The sequence below is a fragment of the Vibrio sp. D3 genome, from assembly GCF_043995865.1.
GTDB lineage: Bacteria > Pseudomonadota > Gammaproteobacteria > Enterobacterales > Vibrionaceae > Vibrio > Vibrio diabolicus.
Genome location: NZ_CP171887.1, coordinates 2,596,090 through 2,615,718 on the forward strand (window position 1 = coordinate 2,596,090; position 19,629 = coordinate 2,615,718).

Annotated in this window: 17 protein-coding genes; 9 read left to right on the forward strand and 8 right to left on the reverse strand. The window is 45.5% G+C overall.

Going from position 1 to position 19,629, the window contains the following annotated elements; genetic code table 11:
• Positions 1-28 precede the first annotated feature (28 nt).
• From sfsA to panC, 7 genes are all read left to right on the forward strand, one after another.
• Positions 29-745 (forward strand): DNA/RNA nuclease SfsA, encoded by a 717-nt coding sequence (gene sfsA, locus ACHFJ9_RS19905; RefSeq protein ID WP_395356070.1) that lies wholly within the window; start codon positions 29-31, stop codon positions 743-745.
• Between the two features lie 136 nt (positions 746-881).
• Positions 882-1,328: an RNA polymerase-binding protein DksA gene (dksA, locus tag ACHFJ9_RS19910; RefSeq protein ID WP_005386584.1), complete on the forward strand. Its 447-nt coding sequence runs from the start codon at positions 882-884 to the stop codon at positions 1,326-1,328.
• 96 nt (positions 1,329-1,424) lie between these two features.
• Positions 1,425-2,288: a tRNA glutamyl-Q(34) synthetase GluQRS gene (gene gluQRS / locus ACHFJ9_RS19915; RefSeq protein WP_395356073.1), complete on the forward strand. Its 864-nt coding sequence runs from the start codon at positions 1,425-1,427 to the stop codon at positions 2,286-2,288.
• A gap of 101 nt (positions 2,289-2,389) precedes the next feature.
• Positions 2,390-3,757 carry a polynucleotide adenylyltransferase PcnB gene (gene pcnB / locus ACHFJ9_RS19920; RefSeq protein ID WP_395356075.1) on the forward strand — a complete coding sequence of 456 codons (1,368 nt, stop codon included), beginning with the start codon at positions 2,390-2,392 and terminating at the stop codon, positions 3,755-3,757.
• A complete protein-coding gene (gene folK / locus ACHFJ9_RS19925) occupies positions 3,754-4,239 on the forward strand; it encodes a 2-amino-4-hydroxy-6-hydroxymethyldihydropteridine diphosphokinase (RefSeq protein ID WP_048625962.1) in 486 nt (161 codons plus the stop codon). The genes pcnB and folK overlap by 4 nt, the downstream gene beginning before the upstream one ends.
• A 24-nt stretch (positions 4,240-4,263) precedes the next feature.
• Complete coding sequence (panB, locus tag ACHFJ9_RS19930) at positions 4,264-5,058, forward strand: 3-methyl-2-oxobutanoate hydroxymethyltransferase (RefSeq protein ID WP_005396718.1); 795 nt, start codon at positions 4,264-4,266, stop codon at positions 5,056-5,058.
• Positions 5,059-5,069: 11 nt separating this feature from the next.
• Positions 5,070-5,975, forward strand: a complete 906-nt coding sequence (panC, locus tag ACHFJ9_RS19935) for a pantoate--beta-alanine ligase (RefSeq protein WP_005396717.1) — start codon at positions 5,070-5,072, stop codon at positions 5,973-5,975.
• 55 nt (positions 5,976-6,030) lie between these two features.
• Here panC and ACHFJ9_RS19940 read toward each other — a convergent pair whose 3' ends face one another.
• The 4 genes from ACHFJ9_RS19940 to ACHFJ9_RS19955 form a co-directional block, all read right to left on the reverse strand.
• Positions 6,031-6,960, reverse strand: a complete 930-nt coding sequence (locus tag ACHFJ9_RS19940) for a Kdo(2)-lipid IV(A) acyltransferase (RefSeq protein WP_395356078.1) — start codon at positions 6,958-6,960, stop codon at positions 6,031-6,033.
• A 127-nt stretch (positions 6,961-7,087) separates the two neighbouring features.
• Positions 7,088-7,858, reverse strand: coding sequence for an ABC transporter permease (locus tag ACHFJ9_RS19945; RefSeq protein WP_005396714.1), 771 nt, complete (start codon positions 7,856-7,858; stop codon positions 7,088-7,090).
• Positions 7,859-8,776 carry an ABC transporter ATP-binding protein gene (locus ACHFJ9_RS19950; RefSeq protein WP_395356081.1) on the reverse strand — a complete coding sequence of 306 codons (918 nt, stop codon included), beginning with the start codon at positions 8,774-8,776 and terminating at the stop codon, positions 7,859-7,861. It abuts the gene before it with no gap.
• 252 nt (positions 8,777-9,028) lie between these two features.
• Complete coding sequence (locus tag ACHFJ9_RS19955; RefSeq protein WP_395356083.1) at positions 9,029-10,699, reverse strand: SulP family inorganic anion transporter; 1,671 nt, start codon at positions 10,697-10,699, stop codon at positions 9,029-9,031.
• Positions 10,700-10,976: 277 nt separating this feature from the next.
• On the opposite strand from ACHFJ9_RS19955, the gene can reads away from it, so the two are divergent.
• Positions 10,977-11,645, forward strand: a complete 669-nt coding sequence (gene can / locus ACHFJ9_RS19960) for a carbonate dehydratase (RefSeq protein ID WP_005379996.1) — start codon at positions 10,977-10,979, stop codon at positions 11,643-11,645.
• A 77-nt stretch (positions 11,646-11,722) separates the two neighbouring features.
• On the opposite strand, the gene hpt is transcribed toward can, so the two are convergent.
• Positions 11,723-12,253 (reverse strand): hypoxanthine phosphoribosyltransferase, encoded by a 531-nt coding sequence (hpt, locus tag ACHFJ9_RS19965; RefSeq protein ID WP_005379995.1) that lies wholly within the window; start codon positions 12,251-12,253, stop codon positions 11,723-11,725.
• 318 nt (positions 12,254-12,571) lie between these two features.
• On the opposite strand from hpt, the gene opaR reads away from it, so the two are divergent.
• On the forward strand, positions 12,572-13,186 hold the full coding sequence (opaR, locus tag ACHFJ9_RS19970; protein ID WP_031780576.1) for a transcriptional regulator OpaR: 615 nt from the start codon (positions 12,572-12,574) through the stop codon (positions 13,184-13,186).
• Between the two features lie 145 nt (positions 13,187-13,331).
• Here the strand turns inward: opaR and lpdA are convergent, their stop codons facing one another.
• The 3 genes from lpdA to aceE all read right to left on the reverse strand — a co-directional run bounded on the left by lpdA (position 13,332) and on the right by aceE (position 19,602).
• On the reverse strand, positions 13,332-14,759 hold the full coding sequence (gene lpdA / locus ACHFJ9_RS19975) for a dihydrolipoyl dehydrogenase (protein ID WP_005379993.1): 1,428 nt from the start codon (positions 14,757-14,759) through the stop codon (positions 13,332-13,334).
• 267 nt (positions 14,760-15,026) lie between these two features.
• Complete coding sequence (aceF, locus tag ACHFJ9_RS19980) at positions 15,027-16,919, reverse strand: pyruvate dehydrogenase complex dihydrolipoyllysine-residue acetyltransferase (protein ID WP_005396678.1); 1,893 nt, start codon at positions 16,917-16,919, stop codon at positions 15,027-15,029.
• Positions 16,920-16,938: 19 nt separating this feature from the next.
• A complete protein-coding gene (gene aceE / locus ACHFJ9_RS19985) occupies positions 16,939-19,602 on the reverse strand; it encodes a pyruvate dehydrogenase (acetyl-transferring), homodimeric type (protein WP_005396679.1) in 2,664 nt (887 codons plus the stop codon).
• Positions 19,603-19,629 lie beyond the last annotated feature (27 nt).

Genomic DNA, 19,629 nt, shown 5'->3' on the forward strand with positions numbered 1-19,629 from the left:
ATAAAAAAATTTTTGTCTAAATAAGCAAATGCATTTCACACCCGCTTTAGAGTCCGCCACTCTACTCAAACGCTATAAACGCTTTCTTGCCGATATCGAACTCGATACCGGTGAAGTTCGTACTATCCACTGCGCAAACACTGGCGCAATGACAGGTTGTGCGACACCGGGAAACAAAGTTTGGTTTTCCACTTCCGACAACCCGAAACGAAAATATCCCAATAGTTGGGAGTTGAGTGAAACCGAACAAGGCCACCGCATTTGTATCAATACCGCGCGCGCCAACCAATTAGCCGTTGAGGCTATTGAAAATAATGTCATTTCAGAGCTTTGTGGTTATGACACACTTCAAACTGAGGTGAAATACGGTAATGAAAATAGCCGAATTGATATCTTGCTCAGCGCAGACAGCAAGCCAAAGTGCTATATAGAAGTGAAAAGCGTCACTCTTCTTGATGAGACCGACTCTACTGGACAAGGATACTTCCCAGATGCGGTCACGACTCGGGGACAAAAGCACCTGAGAGAGCTCACAGAAATGGCACAAAATGGAAGTAGAGCCATACTTTTATTCACTGTTTTACATTCAGGTATTGAAAAAGTATCCGCGGCGCACCATATAGACGCGAAATATTCACTATTACTCAAACAAGCACAAGACGCTGGAGTGGAAGTTCTCTGCTACAAAGCTGAACTGAGCGATACTAGAATGAAGCTGATTTCCGCTATTGATTTTATCAATTAAGAGAAAAAATGATGTCGTCTTCACATTGACGATAACTTTGCGATTCAGTATTTGCTTGCACCGCCTCTTTTTGCTATAGATACCCGCCTTAAATTGACTGCGTAGCAGTTGACTAGGTGTAAGTAGGAGATGCTGTATGCCAGAATCAAAGAAGAAAACGATAGGCATCCTAGCCATTGCCGGCGTGGAGCCATATCAGGAAAAACCTGGTGAAGAGTACATGTCACCAGAGCAGGTTGAACACTTTACGAAAATCTTAACAGCTTGGCGCGACCAGCTGAGAGCTGAAGTGGATCGTACCGTTCACCACATGCAGGACGAAGCAGCAAACTTCCCAGATCCAGTTGACCGCGCCTCTCAAGAGGAAGAGTTCAGCCTAGAACTGCGTAACCGCGACCGCGAACGCCGTTTGATCAAGAAGATTGAAAAGACTTTGGATAAAATCAAAGAAGACGATTTTGGCTTCTGTGAGTCTTGTGGCGTAGAGATTGGCGTTCGCCGTCTTGAAGCACGTCCAACCGCTGACCTATGTATTGACTGTAAAACACTTGCAGAAATCAAAGAGAAGCAAATGCAAGGTTAATCAACCAAGCATTATGATTATTGAAGGGAGCTCAGGCTCCCTTTTTGTTTTGACTACCTTTGCATCCCATTTGTTTACTAAATTCGAGATACACGCATGACACGCTATGTAGGTCGATTCGCCCCATCTCCTTCTGGTCCTTTACATTTTGGTTCACTGATTGCCGCTCTTGGCAGCTATTTTCAAGCGAAAGCACACAACGGAACCTGGTTAGTACGTATTGAGGACTTGGACCCACCAAGAGAAATGCCAGGTGCGGCGCAACTTATCCTAGATGCGCTCAAAGCCTATCAGCTGCATTGGGATGGAGAGGTGGTATACCAGAGTGAACGTCATGACCTTTACCAAGCCCAAATAAACACATGGCTCGAAAATGGTGAAGCCTATTATTGCCAATGTACTCGAAAGCAAATTAAAGAGCATGGCGGGTTTTATCCTGGCACTTGCCGCGATAAAAACTTGAAAGACGGCGCGATTCGCCTAAAAATGACCAAGCCTGTCGCTCATTTCTTCGATCAGAAGCGTGGAACAATTAAGATTCCAGAGCAACTCGTTAATGAAGATTTCATTATTAAACGTCGAGATGGATTATTTGCTTATAATCTTGCGGTAGTATTGGACGACATCGACCAAGGCGTCACCGAAGTCGTGCGTGGTGCAGACTTAATCGAGCCAACAGGGCGTCAAATCAGTCTGTACCAGATACTTGGGCAGCCTGAAGTCAGCTACTTGCATTTACCATTGGCGATGGACAACAACGGCAATAAACTGTCGAAACAAAATCACGCGACGGCTATTGATATAGAGACACCAAAGCCTACTCTATTACGCGCCATGACATTTTTGGGCTTCGAGATACCGGAAGCCATAAAAGCGGCCAACATAGAAGAGATTCTTCGTTGGGGCTGCGAAAACTGGCGCTTGGAACAGCTTCCAACAGAGCTCGAGATCACACCGTGATTCTCAAATGGCATTGTGTAGGCTATCATTAGCCGCAAATTAGGCCCTAGAGGCGCAAAAACTAACCAAAGCAAGATTGGACTAAACCCAGTTATTGCCAGATGCACATGAATACAAACGACTATACACCAAGCGAACCTGCCACTATTCCAGAGCTCGCTCTCAATGTAATAACTCGTGAAGAGCACAACATTTCGCGTAAGCAGATCAGTGATAATGCACTGAAGGTACTGTACCGCCTAAATGGTGCTGGTTTCGATGCTTTTCTTGTGGGTGGCGGGGTTCGAGACTTACTGCTTGGACAGAAACCAAAAGATTTTGACATTGCGACCAACGCAACGCCGGAACAGATCAAACAGCTATTTCGTAACTGCCGTTTGATTGGTCGCCGCTTCCGCTTGGCTCACATTATGTTTGGCCGAGATATCATTGAAGTAGCGACATTCCGCGGTCACCACCAAGAGCAAAAGAATAAGAGCATCTCTCAGCAATCGAAAGAAGGAATGCTGCTGCGGGACAATGTCTACGGCACCATCGATGAAGATGCTGAGCGCCGTGATTTCACGATTAACTCGATGTACTACAACATCGCGGATTACTCGATTCACGACTACGCACGTGGTATTGAGGATTTAGAAGATCGCCTCATTCGGCTGATTGGCGATCCAGAAACACGCTACCGTGAAGACCCAGTACGTATGTTGCGTGCAGTTCGCTTCGCAGTAAAACTGGACTTTGATATTGAAGAAGACACCGCGGCACCAATCGAACACATGGCACCGTTGCTCGGTGACATTCCGTCAGCGCGTCTTTTTGAAGAGTCACTCAAGTTATTGCAATCCGGTCATGGCCTAGAAACCTACCACCTACTGCGTGAGTACAACTTATTCCAACAGCTATTCCCGGCGATTGCAGCGCACTTTACAGAAGATTACTCCTCTCACACTGAGCAAATGTTGGATCTTGTCCTAGATTCTACCGACATGCGCATCGAAGATGGGAAACGCATCAATCCAGCATTTATGTTTGCTGCAATGCTGTGGTACCCACTGTGTGCGAAAGCCGATGAACTGATGGAAGAGCGCAACCTAGGCCATTACGACGCTATTATGGAAGCGAGTAACATCATTCTTGATGAACAAGTTCGTACAATTGCCATTCCAAGACGCCACACCGCAACCATTCGCGAGATTTGGCAGCTGCAGCTGCGCCTTCCTCGACGTAACGGTAAACGTGCATTCCGTCTTATGGAGCTCAATAAATTTAGAGCTGGCTTTGATTTTCTTGAAATGCGCGGTGAAATTGAAGGTGGTGACACTCAGAAGCTTGCCAAGTGGTGGGAAACTTTCCAAAATGCAGGCCGAGAAATGCGTCAAGCAATGGCTGCCGACCTAGACGGTCAATCACCGAAGAGTGGTCAGCGCCGCCGTAAAACCTATCGCAAGAAAAAGAGTAAGCCTAAGTCATGATCACAGCGTACATTGCGGTAGGCAGTAACTTGGCTGATCCTGTCAGCCAAGCGAAGCAAGCGATTGAAGCGTTAAAAACGCTGCCTAAATCAGAGTTTGTTCAGGCTTCTTCGCTATACAGCAGCACGCCAATGGGACCACAAAACCAACCGGATTACATCAATGCGGTTGTGTCGATTAACACCAGTTTGACGCCTCTTGAGTTGCTCGATTGCACGCAAGCCATTGAGCAAGAACAAGGGCGTGTCCGTAAAGACGAACGTTGGGGACCAAGAACCTTGGACCTCGACATTGTTCTTTATGGCAATGAGGTGATTAATTCCGAGAGGCTGATCGTTCCTCATTATGGAATGAAAGAGCGTGAATTCGTACTCTACCCTCTTGCGGAAATTGCACCAAGTTTACAACTCCCCGATGGGACCGAGGTCTCTGAACTACTGGAACAAGTAGATAGAAACGGCCTCAGTATCTGGCAGTCATAGCCAACTCCTAGTAAGGATAAAACCATGAAAAAAATGACCATCAACGACCTAATCAAGTGGAAGCAAGAAGGTCGTAAATTTGCTACTTCAACCGCTTATGATGCGAGCTTTGCCCAACTGTTTGAAAGCCAAGAAATGCCAGTACTTCTTGTTGGTGATTCTCTAGGTATGGTTTTGCAAGGTCACAACGATACTCTGCCAGTAACGGTCGATGATATCGCTTACCATACTCGTTGCGTACGCGCAGGTAGCCCAAATTGTTTGTTGATGGCTGACATGCCATTCATGAGCTACACCACGCCAGAGCAAGCTTGCGAAAATGCGGCTACACTGATGCGTGCGGGTGCCAATATGGTGAAAATTGAAGGTGGTGACTGGCTAGTCGACACTGTAAAAATGCTCACTGAACGCTCGGTTCCAGTTTGTGCTCACCTTGGTTTAACTCCTCAAGCCGTGAATATTTTTGGTGGTTACAAAGTTCAAGGTCGCGATCAAGAAAAAGCGGACCGCATGGTGAAAGATGCGTTAGCACTGCAAGAAGCAGGCGCTCAAATCGTCTTACTAGAGTGCGTGCCTGCTGAGCTTGCTGAGCGTATTACGCAAGTGCTCGACGTGCCTGTTATCGGTATTGGAGCTGGTAACGTGACAGATGGTCAAATTCTCGTGATGCATGATATGTTCGGTATCTCTGCCAACTACATGCCGAAATTCTCCAAAAACTTTCTTGCTGAAACAGGTGATATGCGCAAAGCCGTTGCTAAATACATTGAAGATGTAGCCAACGGTGTATTCCCAGACGACGCTCATACCATTGCCTAGAGGATAAATGCATGCAAACTTTTGCGGAAATCTCAGCAGTTCGTGAACACCTTAAAACCTTTAAACGTGAAGGTCGTAAAATTGCGTTTGTCCCAACCATGGGCAACCTTCACGAAGGTCACTTAACTTTAGTGCGTAAAGCACGCGAATACGCTGATATCGTTGTCGTAAGCATCTTTGTTAATCCGATGCAGTTTGATCGTGCAGACGATTTAAATAATTACCCGCGTACGCTAGAGGAAGACTTAAGCAAGTTAACCTCTGAAGGGGTCGATGTGGTATTTACGCCGACACCAGAAGTTATCTATCCTGAAGGGCTTGATAAACAAACGTTTGTTGATGTTCCGGGTCTATCGACTATTTTAGAAGGGGCTTCACGCCCTGGTCATTTCCGTGGCGTCACAACCATCGTAAACAAGCTATTTAACATCGTTCAGCCAGATGTGGCCTGTTTTGGTGAGAAAGATTTTCAACAACTTGCTGTTATCCGCAAGATGGTTGTCGATCTTGCGATGGACATTGAAATCATCGGTGTACCAACCGTACGTGAAATGGACGGTTTAGCAATGAGCTCACGTAATGGTCTGCTGACATTGGATGAACGTCAACGTGCGCCAGTACTTGCTCGTACAATGCGTTGGATCAGCAGTGCCATTCGTGGCGGCCGTGATGACTACGCATCGATCATCGAAGATGCGAGCGACCAACTGCGAGCTGCAGGTTTGCACCCTGATGAGATCTTCATTCGTGATGCTCGTACATTACAAGTGATCACACCAGAAACGACACAAGCCGTCATTCTGATGTCTGCGTTCTTAGGCAAAGCTCGTCTTATCGATAACCAAACGGTAGATATGGTTGTCGAAGCGAAGGAAGAAGCAGAGTCTAGTAATACAAACTCAGAGAGCGCAGAGTAAGCTCTGAGCCATCAAGACGTAAAAAGGTCGACTCTTAGTCGACCTTTTTTATTTTCTACGTATAGACGCAATCTAACCCTTCAGGGCGTGTTTTAAACCGCTTGTGCAGCCACATCCACGCTGGAATATCACGTTTTATCATTTTCTCAAGCTCTTGGTTCAAGATACTTGCCGCTTTAATCGCATTACGCCTCTCGAAACGCTCACTGATATCTTTTCCAATATATAACTTGTAATGGTGATTCTTGCTCACTGTGACGCCAGATATGACCGCACACTTTGTTGCGTCTATAAGCACACTAGAGCCCACGGTACTCGCGGCTTGTTCAACAGCAAAGAACGGCGCAAAAACAGAATGGCTGACGCCATAATCATGGTCGGGCAAATACCACAGTCGATGACCATTTTTCAGAACTTTGAGCATTGATTTAACGTCTTTTCGATCAATCATTTGATGCCCAAAACGAGTTCGACCTCGATGTTGAATAAACTCATAAGCAGGGTTCGAATTTGGGCGATACACACCGTAACCTTTGGCAAACTGGCTAAAAATACGAGCGGTTATCTCCAAGTTTAAATGATGACTGCACACCACCAACACACCACGCCCATTCTTTTCCTCAGCGAGTAAACGATCTTTCCCAACAATAGCGGTTATCCGACGTATCCGCCAATCTGGCCAAAACCAGGCGATCCCCGTTTCGATGATCGCCATTCCCGTATATTGAAAGTTTTTTCGTACTACGTCCTTACATTGCCAATCCGTAAAATCAGGGAAACACAGCTGGAGATTACGCAGAGCGATCTTGTGTCGGCGCTTCATTACATGCATCGCAACGCAGCCGATGCTTCTACCTAAGATTCGCAATACTATGTATGGCAGTACATTAACAAGAATCGCTAAAGATCCAAATGCCAGCCATACAGACCAATATTTGGGCTTAAGTAACTGATAGGAGAAAGGCGGCGGCGGGACAATATTCATAGGATCACTCATTTATTACAAATGATTGAAACCTATCATGATAAAAACTGAAAGATTGTATGGGTATGTATTGTTATGCATGCCAAAGAGCAGCATGATTCGCTGCTCTTTGTTGTGTGGGAGAGTCTTAGCTTCTTAGCCCAATACCTTTCGTTACTAAGTAATGAGCAACGGCATACAGCGCTATCACAAACACCGCAAGCACACTGAATGAAGTGACAATACCTACATCCGATACGCCTAAAAAACCATAACGGAACGCATTCACCATGTAGACGATTGGGTTAATCTTAGAGACACCTTGCCAAAATTCAGGCAGTAAGCTGATGGAATAAAAAACACCACCCAAGTAGGTTAACGGGGTCAACACAAATGTAGGAATGATCGAAATATCATCAAACGTTTTTGCATAGACCGCATTGATCAGCCCGCCTAGAGCAAATACAACGGATGTCATGAAGACGGTCGCAACAATAATACCCCAGTGTTCAACTTGCAGATCCACAAACAATAGAGACACACAGGTAACAATAGCGCCTACTAACAAACCTCGAGTCACACCGCCCATTACGTATCCAGCAATAATCACGTAATTTGGCACCGGTGCCACCAGCAGCTCTTCAATGTTCTTCTGTAGTTTTGCACTAAAGAACGAAGACGCCACATTCGAGTATGAATTGGTGATAACCGACATCATGATCAAACCTGGAACTATGTACTCCATGTAGCTAAAGCCGCTCATCTCACCGATTCGAGAGCCAATAAGATTACCGAAAATGATGAAATACAGTGTCATTGTGATTGCAGGCGGAACTAAAGTTTGCACCCAAATGCGCGTAAAACGGGTGATCTCTTTGCTCAGCAAGCTACGAAATGCCGTCCAATATAAACCGTACATTTACTTACTCCCTTCTCTTACAATGCTGACAAACAACTCTTCCAGTCGGTTGGCTTTGTTACGCATTGAAAGAACTTTAATACCATGCTCTGTTAACTGACTGAACACTGAATTCAATCCTTGGCTTTTATCTAGCTCTATCTCTAAAGAGCCATCAACAATACTTTGTCGATTGACGCCTTCAAGCTCAGGCACCTCGCCTTCAGATTCAATGTCTAGGATAAATGTCTCGACGCTTAACTTACCTAGCAACGCCCTCATGGTGGTGTTTTCGATCAACTCACCTCGGTTAATAATGCCGATATTTCGACACAGCATCTCCGCTTCTTCTAGGTAGTGCGTCGTCAAAATAATCGTAATCCCTTGCTCTTGGTTGATCTCTTTCAGAAATTCCCACATTGAGCGGCGTAGTTCAATGTCCACCCCAGCCGTTGGTTCATCCAAAATGAGCAACTGCGGCTCGTGCATCAAAGCTCGGGCGATCATCAAACGGCGCTTCATCCCGCCAGATAAATTACGGGCACGCTCTTTACGTTTTTCCCATAAATCGAGTTTTTTCAGGTACTTTTCAGCTCGTTCTTTGGCTAATACTTTAGACACACCGTAATAGCCCGCTTGCTGCATCACGATTTGTTCAACAGTTTCAAACTGATTGAAGTTGAACTCTTGTGGCACCAAGCCTAAATTCTGTTTGGCCAACTCAAGGTCGGTATCTATGTCATAACCGAAAACTTTCGTCGTTCCAGAAGTTTTGTTCACTAAGGAGGAAATGATGCCGATCGTGGTCGATTTTCCTGCACCATTGGGACCCAGAAGCGCGTAGAAGTCACCCTTTTTCACTTGGAGACTAATACCTTTTAACGCCTCAAAGCCACCTGCATACGTCTTGCGCAGCTGTTCAATTTCTAATGCGTACATAAGGTCGTGATTGCCGTTTGTTTGTGATTACTAATACCGACTCGATGTTTATCAGCGGTTTACTACGAAATCGCCTGGGTATTGTACTGGAGGTCCATCAGTTTATCGTTGAATAACGATGATTACAATTAAACCTTTCGATAATATTGGAAATATAGTCCCTATCAACGTAAAGGTTATCTGCAAGTAAGGCAAAAGTTAGGGAATAAAAAACGCAACAGAGCGCTGTTGCGTTTTTAACGATCAGAGTGATTACGCCGTTATACGCTGATACTGGTCCGCCTCGACATGTGCTACCGCCGCATTCAATGCTTCATAACGGAATTGGTACATATTGTCATTCGGGACAAGATCAATAACGTGGAACTTTTCTAGCTGTTCTCGCGTGCGCTCATTTGGACACAACAAATACACGGCACAATTAGCATCGAGCGCATCCTTAATCGCGTTTTCTAACGCTAAACCGACAGTAACATCAATCATAGGTACATCGGTAAGATCGAGAATCATCACATCATAATCCGAAATACTGGAGTGCTGGCGTGAAATTGCCTTAGAAACACTGAAGATCATTGGGCCCGAAAGATAAAAGAACAGTACTTTGCCATTGGCGCGATCAAGCAAGCCACGCTCGCTGTCAGTTAGCGGCACATCGTCTTCATCCGCGTCACTGATCGCTTTCACTTGTCTCGCCTGTTCTCGGCTCAGACGCTCAATGATAATAATGTTGGAAATAAAGACGCCCAAGCCCACGGCAACGATAAGATCAACGAACACTGTGAGCAACATAACGCCATACATTACCGCCATTCCGGAAAAGCTAACCTTGTGTGCTCGTTGAATAAAACTCCAATCCAAAATGTTAAAGCCGACATATACTGCAATGCCAGCCAACACAGCCATTGGGATCGGCTCCGTTAATCCACCAGCAACCAATACGACCAATGCAAGCATAAGTGCACGAATCACACCGGACAATGGCGAACGAGCCCCAACTTGAATGTTAGTCACCGTGCCCATCGTTGCGCCCGCGCCAGGTAGTGCACCGAACAAGCCTGAGATCATGTTGGCAAGGCCTTGGCCTCGCAGTTCTTTGTCTGAGTCGTGCTCTTTACGAGTCAAGGAGTCACCGATAACCGCCGTTAACAAAGTATCGATACAACCTAAGGTGCCGAGCACCAACGCATCAATAACCATCTCAACAAACATATCTGGATCAATATGAGGTGCAACGAGAGAAGGCAATCCAGCCGGGATTTCACCGATACGACGAATATCTTCCGTATCGAAGAGCATCACAGACAACAAAGTCACCGCAACCAACGCCACGAGTTGCGCTGGTACATATTTTCGATATTGCTTAGGGAAGAAAAAGAGAATCCCCAAAGTCAGTAAACCTAAAAACAGTTCACTGAACTTAAGGTTAGAAATAGTCTCCGCCAAAGCAGATAATGTTCCGAGCACTCCTCCAGAAGGCGCGGCATGCCCCATCAAAGGTGATAGCTGCAAAATGATAAGAATCACGCCAATCCCTGACATAAAGCCCGAAATCACGCTATAAGGCATCAAGGTAACGTATTTACCCAGTTTTAACGTTCCTAATAGGATTTGGAACGCGCCAGCCATCATAACAACCGTGAAGGTCATGGCCATGCCCGTTTCTGGATACTTCGCCATCATACTGGTTAATACAGCGGTCATGATTACCGTCATTGGCCCTGTTGGTTCTGATATTAACGTATTAGAACCACCAAACAACGAAGCAAACAGACCGACCATTATTGCGCCCCAGAGGCCTGCTTCTGCCCCTGCACCGGATGCAACACCGAACGCTAACGCCAAAGGAAGAGAGATAATCGCTGTGGTTACCCCACCAAATACATCCCCTTTGAAATTAATATCTTCAAAACGACTACCGAACACTGCTGATTTCCCTGCATTCAATTTTAAAAAGTAAAATGTCATTACTTTAACGAGCCAGGCGAAAATTTAAACCATAAATAGATTAAGGCTAAATTCACACCACAAATAATTAGGCCTAATTTTACGTTTTTATTGATGAAAACTAGTCAGATGAGTCCTGTCTGACGAATATTTAACGAGATCGAAATTGTAACATTGTGTATAGTTACAACACTGCTCGCTTGCATGTTCATATAAGCGGCAGCGCTTTTGTCTTTTAAGGGAAGTAGTTTGCAAGATGCCGGAAATTAAACAGTTATTTGAAAACAATTCAAAATGGTCTCAAGAGATCAAATCTGATCGACCTGAATACTTCGCAAAACTCGCAGAGGGTCAAAAGCCCGATTTTCTTTGGATTGGCTGTTCTGATAGCCGTGTCCCTGCCGAGCGACTAACCGGACTATACTCGGGTGAACTATTCGTTCATCGGAATGTTGCAAACCAAGTCATCCATACTGATCTCAACTGTCTGTCCGTCGTTCAATACGCCGTAGACGTTCTTAAGGTTAAGCACATCATTGTCTGTGGACACTATGGCTGTGGTGGCGTAAACGCTGCCATTGATAACCCTAAGCTAGGTCTTATTAATAATTGGCTGTTACATATCAGAGATATCTATTTCAAACACCGCACTTACCTAGATCAAATGCCGCAGCAAGATCGAGCAGATAAACTAGGCGAGCTTAATGTCGCAGAGCAAGTGTACAACTTGGGTAACTCAACCATCCTGCAAAACGCTTGGGAGCGTGGGCAAGATGTTGAAATTCATGGCGTGGTATACGGCATTGAAGATGGTCGTTTAGAGTACTTAGGCATTCGTTCTAACTCTAAGGAAACCGTAGAAGCGTCTTATCAGAAAGCCCTTTCGACGATTCTAAATACAGACAACAAGCTGCTTTGTCGCTAAGCTACATCTAAAAGTTGAACAAAAAACGCCCATCTGAGATGGGCGTTTTTTTATATTTCTAATGCTGCTCTCAATGATTATTCTTGAGGTACAACTTTACCGATGTATGGTAAGTGGCGGTATTTCTGCGCGTAATCAATACCCACACCAACGACAAACTCATCTGGGATTTCGAAACCAATCCAATCCACAGGAACATTCACTTCACGACGAGATGGTTTATCTAGGAGCGTACAAATCGCGATAGACTTCGGCTCACGCAGCGATAAGATCTCACGGATTTTATTTAGTGTGTTACCTGTATCAATGATGTCTTCAACAAGCAAAATGTCTTTGCCTTTGATGTCATCATCCAAATCTTTCAAGATACGAACGTCACGTGAACTTTCCATTGTGTTGCCGTAGCTTGACGCTGTCATAAAATCAACTTGGTGAGTCAGTTCGATAGCACGTGCCAAGTCTGCCATAAATACAAATGAGCCACGCAATAAGCCTACCAACACAAGATCTTCACTACCTTGATAACGCTCTGTAATTTGTTTGCCTAATTCACGAACTCGTTCCTGAACTTCTTGCTCAGAAATCATGACTTCTATTGTATGTTTCATACTGTGCTCAATCTAATTTGTGGGTTGAGGTAAGTCGCACGCAAACGATCACCTAATCTTACGGCGTGTAGTGTATCACCACGTTCATTGGGTTGAAAGTCACATCCTGTTGCCAAAAAATCTTGGAAGAAGGTCTTAGTTTTATAAAGTTCATAGCTAATTTTATCAATAATAATGACATTGCTGTATATAAATTGTTCTACAGATGTTGACCTTGTTGATATGCACCATTACACTCATCACTGCTTTAAGCAACTATTAAAATAATCAATTAGGGGGTTACCCCCAATATCAACTCAAATGGCAAGGAAAATGGATATGGACTCAATTGCAAAGAGACCTAGAACTAGGCTTTCCCCGATTAAGCGTAAGCAACAGTTAATGGAAATTGCATTGGAAGTGTTTGCGCGCCGCGGCATCGGTCGTGGTGGTCACGCTGATATCGCAGAAATTGCTCAAGTTTCTGTGGCGACCGTTTTTAACTACTTCCCAACTCGTGAAGACTTGGTGGATGAAGTACTCAACCACGTCGTACGTCAGTTCTCGAACTTCCTATCGGATAACATTGACTTAGACTTACACGCGCGTGAAAACATCGCCAATATTACTAATGCGATGATAGAGCTTGTCAGTCAAGACTGTCACTGGCTAAAAGTTTGGTTCGAGTGGAGTGCTTCAACACGTGATGAAGTATGGCCATTGTTTGTTTCAACTAACCGTACTAACCAGTTGCTGGTACAAAACATGTTCATTAAAGCGATTGAACGTGGCGAAGTGTGTGACCAGCACGATTCAGAACACTTGGCAAACTTGTTCCACGGTATTTGTTACTCACTGTTTGTCCAAGCGAACCGAGCAAAAAGTGAAGCGGAACTTAAGCACCTTGTTAGTTCATACTTAGACATGCTCTGCATTTACAACCGTGAACACTAAAGCTTAACTCGCAATATATGTCAGCCCACCGTTTGGTGGGCTTTTTATTGTCTGCTGTCAGCCGAGCACACGTTTATATTCCTACCTAACAAACATAAAAAACCGCTGCAATGCAGCGGTTTCTATCATTAAGTCAGGAAAAAGCTTACTTCTTCTTAACTGCTTTTTTGTTTGGCAGGTCAGTGATTGAACCTTCAAATACTTCAGCAGCTAGACCTACAGACTCATGTAGAGTTGGGTGAGCGTGGATAGTCAGAGCGATATCTTCTGCATCACAGCCCATCTCAATTGCAAGGCCGATTTCACCAAGTAGTTCACCACCGTTAGTACCAACGATAGCACCACCGATTACGCGGTGAGTTTCTTTGTCGAAGATTAGCTTAGTCATACCGTCTGCACAGTCAGATGCGATTGCACGACCTGATGCTGCCCAAGGGAATGTTGCCACTTCGTACTTGATGCCTTCTTCTTTCGCTTCTTTTTCAGTCTTACCAACCCAAGCCACTTCTGGCTCAGTGTACGCGATTGAAGGAATAACTTTAGGGTCAAAGTAGTGCTTCTTACCAGAGATAACTTCAGCAGCTACGTGACCTTCATGCACACCTTTGTGAGCAAGCATTGGTTGACCAACGATATCACCGATCGCGAAGATGTGAGGAACGTTAGTACGCATTTGCTTATCAACGTTGATGAAGCCACGCTCGTCAATTTCTAGACCCGCTTTTTCACCGTCGATTAGCTTACCATTTGGTACACGACCGATAGCAACTAGAACCGCATCGTAACGCTCAGCTTCAGCTGGCGCTTTCTTGCCTTCCATTGAAACGTAGATACCGTCTTCTTTTGCTTCAACTGCTGTTACTTTCGTTTCTAGCATTAGCTTGAACTTGTCTTTGATACGCTTAGTAAATACTTTCACGATATCTTTGTCTGCTGCAGGAATTACCTGGTCAAACATTTCAACAACTTCAACTTTAGAACCTAGAGAGTGGTAAACCGTACCCATTTCTAGACCGATGATACCACCACCCATGATAAGCAGTTTTTCTGGCACTTCTTTTAGTTCAAGAGCGTCAGTAGAGTCCCAAATACGTGGGTCTTCATGCGGGATAAATGGCAGTTTGATTGGACGAGAACCAGCCGCAACGATTGCGTTGTCAAAGTTAACAACTGTTGGCTCACCTTCGCCTTCTACAAGGATAGAGTTAGGGCCAGTGAACTTACCGTAACCGTTAACTACTGTAACGTTACGCATCTTAGCCATGCCGCTTAGGCCGCCAGTTAGTTGGTTAACAACTTTTTCTTTCCAGATGCGGATTTTGCTGATGTCTGTTTGAGGCTCACCGAACACAACGCCGTGGTCAGCCATCGCTTTCGCTTCTTCAATTACTTTAGAAACGTGAAGCAGTGCTTTAGATGGGATACAACCCACGTTCAGACATACACCGCCAAGCGTGCTGTAACGTTCAACTAGTACAGTTTCAAGACCTAAATCCGCACAACGAAATGCAGCGGAGTAACCAGCAGGACCAGAACCAAGTACAACAACTTGGGCTTTAATTTCTTTGCTCATTTTGACCTCTTGTAGTCATTATCCCTAACAGGCTGAGTGGGTATCGATTTTTTATGTTTAAGAGAGATTTGTTTTAAACAGTTATTTTCAGACCGCTAACAGTTTACAGAGATGTTAATGGTGTGAAAAGTAAATCAATTTAGCCTGTGAGCTAGACAACAATTCGATTGTGAAAACCCTGAACGAAGCAAGGCTGATAACCAAATTGTCGGTAATTATGATTAGCAGAGGCGGCTAAGTTGCCGCCTCTCATTCATCTAATTTCTATTACAGAACTAGACGACGAATGTCAGATAGACATGAGTTTAGGTAAGTGATGAAGCGCGCACCTTCAGCACCATCGATCACACGGTGGTCGTATGATAGAGACAGTGGAAGTTGTAGACGCGGTTCGAACTCTTTACCGTTCCATACCGGTTTCATTTCTGACTTAGACACACCTAGGATACCAACTTCTGGCGCGTTTACGATTGGAGTAAACGCCGTACCGCCGATACCGCCTAGGCTAGAGATAGTGAAACAGCCACCTTGCATGTCAGCCGCAGTTAGCTTACCTGCACGTGCTTTCTTAGAAACAGCCATTAGCTCTTCAGATAGCTCGTAGATGCCTTTCTTGTTCACGTCTTTAAATACCGGAACAACAAGACCGTTTGGTGTATCTACCGCGATACCAACATTCACGTATTTCTTCAGAATTAGGCTCTCACCGTCTTCTGATAGAGAAGAGTTGAACGCAGGGAACGCTTCAAGCGCTTTAGCTACCGCTTTCATGATGAACACAAGTGGCGTGATCTTCATGCCAGTGTCTTTCTTCGCTTCAATCGCGTTTTGCTCTTTACGGAATGCTTCAAGAGCCGTGATGTCTGCGTTATCCCACTGTGTAACGTGCGGGATCATTACCCAGTTACGGTGTAGGTTTGCGCCAGAGATCTTCTTAATGCGAGATAGCGGTTGAACTTCTGTCTCACCAAACTTGCTGAAGTCCACTTTTGGCCATGGTAGTAGACCAAGAGCCGCGCCGTCGCCTTTGCCAGATGCTGCTGCACCTGCGCCAGACTCAAGACGCTTAAGTGCATCTTTCACGTAAGCTTGAACGTCTTCTTTTAGGATACGGCTCTTACGACCAGAACCCTTAACCTTAGATAGGTTAACACCAAATTCACGCGCTAGACGACGAACAACTGGAGACGCGTGAGCATACTCATCGTTTTCTTTGAAGTCGCCAGTCGCTGCTGGAGCTGCTGCCGCTGGAGCTTCTGCTTTAGGAGCCGGAGCCGCAGGTGCTGCTGCTTGAGCTGGAGCCGCTGCAGGAGCTGGAGCTGCGCCCGCCACTTCGAATACCATGATTAGTGAGCCAGTAGACACTTTGTCGCCAGCTGCAATCTTGATTTCTTTAACCGTACCAGCAAATGGTGCAGGAACTTCCATAGAAGCTTTGTCACCTTCAACAGTGATTAGAGATTGCTCTTCTTCCACTGTGTCGCCAACGGCAACCATGATCTCAGTAACTTCAACTTCGTCGCCGCCGATATCTGGAACGTTCACTTCTTTTGCCGCAGACGCTGCTGGTGCTGCTGCCGCAGGAGCTTCAGCTGCCGCTGGTGCTGCTGGAGCACCTGAACCTGCTGTTTCGAATACCATGATAAGTGAGCCAGTCGATACTTTATCGCCTGCTGCAACTTTGATCTCTTTTAGAGTACCTGCGAATGGCGCTGGAACTTCCATAGAAGCTTTGTCGCCTTCAACAGTTAGAAGAGATTGCTCTTCTTCGATGCTGTCGCCAACGGCAACCATGATTTCAGTAACTTCTACTTCATCACCACCGATGTCTGGTACGTGAACTTCTTTTAGTTCTGCCGCTGCTGCTGGAGCTGGAGCTGCTGCTGGAGCTGCTTCTGCCGCAGGAGCAGGTGCAGCGTCAGCTGCACCCTCGGCTTCGAAAATCATGATTAGAGAACCAGTAGAAACCTTGTCGCCTTCTGCAACTTTGATTTCTTTAACGATACCCGCTTGAGAAGCAGGAACTTCCATAGAAGCTTTATCGCCTTCAACTGTGATCAGAGACTGCTCTTCTTCAACCTTGTCGCCAACGCTTACAAGAATCTCAGTAACTTCAACCTCATCCGCACCGATGTCTGGTACATTAATTTCGATTGCCATTTCTTATCTACCTTCTTAATTAAGCGTATAGCGGGTTTGTTTTCTCTGTGTCGATGTCGAATTTCTTAATTGCTTCTGCAACTACAGATTTCTCAACTTCGCCACGTTTCGCTAGTTCAGTTAGCGCTGCTACTACTACGTAACCTGCGTTCACTTCGAAATGACGACGTAGGTTTTCACGGCTGTCTGAACGACCGAAGCCATCAGTACCAAGAACTTTGAAAGACTCAGCAGGAATGTATGCACGAACCTGCTCTGCGTAGTTCTTCATGTAGTCAGTTGCTGCGATAGCAGGCTCAGTACCCATTACTGTTTGGATGTAAGGTACTTTCGCTTCCGCTTCTGGGTGAAGCATGTTGAAACGCTCTGCATCTTGGCCATCGCGAGTTAGTTCGTTGAATGACGTTACAGAGTAAACATCAGAAGCAACACCGTAATCTTCGCTTAGGATTTGAGCTGCTTTACGTACTTCATTCATGATAGTACCAGAGCTCATTAGCTGAACTTTCGCTTTGTCGCCCGTGTAAGTTTCTAGCTTGTAGATACCTTTACGGATGCCTTCTTCAGCGCCTTCTGGCATTGCTGGCATTGCGTAGTTTTCGTTCATTAGCGTTAGGTAGTAGAACACGTTTTCTTGTTCTGGACCGTACATGCGACGGATACCGTCTTGCATGATTACTGCTACTTCGTACGCGAATGTTGGGTCGTAAGAAATACAGTTAGGAACCGTACCCGCCAAAATGTGCGAGTGGCCGTCTTCGTGCTGTAGACCTTCACCGTTCAACGTTGTACGACCCGCAGTTGCACCTAGTAGGAAACCACGTGCTTGTTGGTCACCAGCCATCCACGCCATGTCGCCAACACGTTGGAAGCCGAACATTGAGTAGTAGATGTAGAACGGGATCATTGGTAGGTCGTTTGTCGAGTACGAAGTCGCAGCAGCAACCCATGAAGACATAGCGCCTAGCTCGTTGATACCTTCTTGTAGAACCTGACCTGAAGTCGCTTCTTTGTAGTAAGAAACAACGCCACGGTCTTCTGGTGTGTAAGTTTGGCCGTGCGGGTTGTAGATACCGATTTGACGGAACAGACCTTCCATACCGAATGTACGCGCTTCGTCAGCAATGATAGGAACGATGTTCTTACCAATGTTCTTGTTCTTAAGTAGAACGTTTAGTGCACGTACGAATGCCATAGTAGAAGAGATATCACGCTTCTGTTCTTCTAGTAGTGGCTTGAATTCTTCTAGCTCAGGAACGATGAATTCTTGAGTGAATTTTGGTAGACGCTGTGGTGTGTAGCCGTGTAGCGCTTTACGACGAGCGTGTAGGTATTCGTACTCTTTTGAACCTTCTTCAAGTTTCAGGTACGGAAGTTCTTTCACAGCTTCGTCAGTTAGGATGTCTTGAAGACCTAGACGATCACGTAGGTGTAGTACGTGAGTCATGTCCATCTTCTTAACTTGGTGCGCGATGTTCTTACCTTCAGCCGCTTCACCCATGCCGTAACCTTTAACAGTCTTAGCTAGGATTACTGTTGGACGACCTTTAGTTTCTGCCGCGTTTTTGTATGCCGCGTATAGCTTAGAAGACTCGTGACCACCACGCTTAAGTGCGAAGATTTCGTCATCAGTCATGTCAGCAACAAGTGCCGCTGTCTCTGGGTACTTACCAAAGAAGTGCTCACGTACGTACGCGCCATCTTTTGATTTGAATGTTTGGTAGTCGCCATCGATCGTTTCGTTCATAAGCTGTAGAAGCTTACCAGAAGTATCTTTAGCTAGTAGTGAATCCCAGTTGTTACCCCAGATTACTTTCACTACGTTCCAACCAGCACCTTTGAACAGACCTTCAAGTTCTTGAATGATCTTACCGTTACCCATTACAGGGCCATCTAGACGCTGTAGGTTACAGTTGATTAGGAAACATAGGTTGTCTAGTTTCTCACGCGCAGCGAAAGAGATAGCACCACGTGATTCTGGCTCATCCATCTCACCGTCACCTAGGAACGCGTAAACGCGCTGCTCTGAAGTATCTTTAAGACCACGGCCTTCTAGGTACTTAAGGAAACGAGCTTGGTAGATAGAAGCGATTGGACCTAGGCCCATCGATACTGTCGGGAACTGCCAGAATTCAGGCATCAGTTTAGGGTGCGGGTATGAAGGAATACCTTTGCCGTCTACTTCTTGACGGAAGTTGTCTAGCTGCTCTTCAGTTAGACGACCTTCAACGAATGCACGTGAGTAGATACCTGGTGAAATGTGACCTTGGTAGTAAACTAGGTCGCCACCGTCCTTCTCGTTTGGCGCACGGAAGAAGTGGTTGAAACATGTCTCGTAGAACGCAGCAGAAGACTGGAAAGACGCCATGTGGCCGCCTAGCTCTAGGTCTTTCTTAGATGCACGTAGAACGATCATGATAGCGTTCCAACGAATAATTGAGCGAATACGACGCTCAAGTGTTGTGTCACCTGGGTATGCTGGTTCTTGGTCTGCAGGAATCGTGTTGATGTAGTTAGTTGTGATACCTGTTGGCATATCAACACCGTCTAGACGTGCTTTATCTAGAACTTGCTCTAATAGGAATTGAGCACGCTCTAGACCTTCTTCACGTACAACTGACTCAAGCGCTTGTAGCCATTCTTGAGTTTCCAGTGCATCTACGTCATGCTTCATATCAGACATGGCGATCTATCCTTCTGTTGGTTGGAT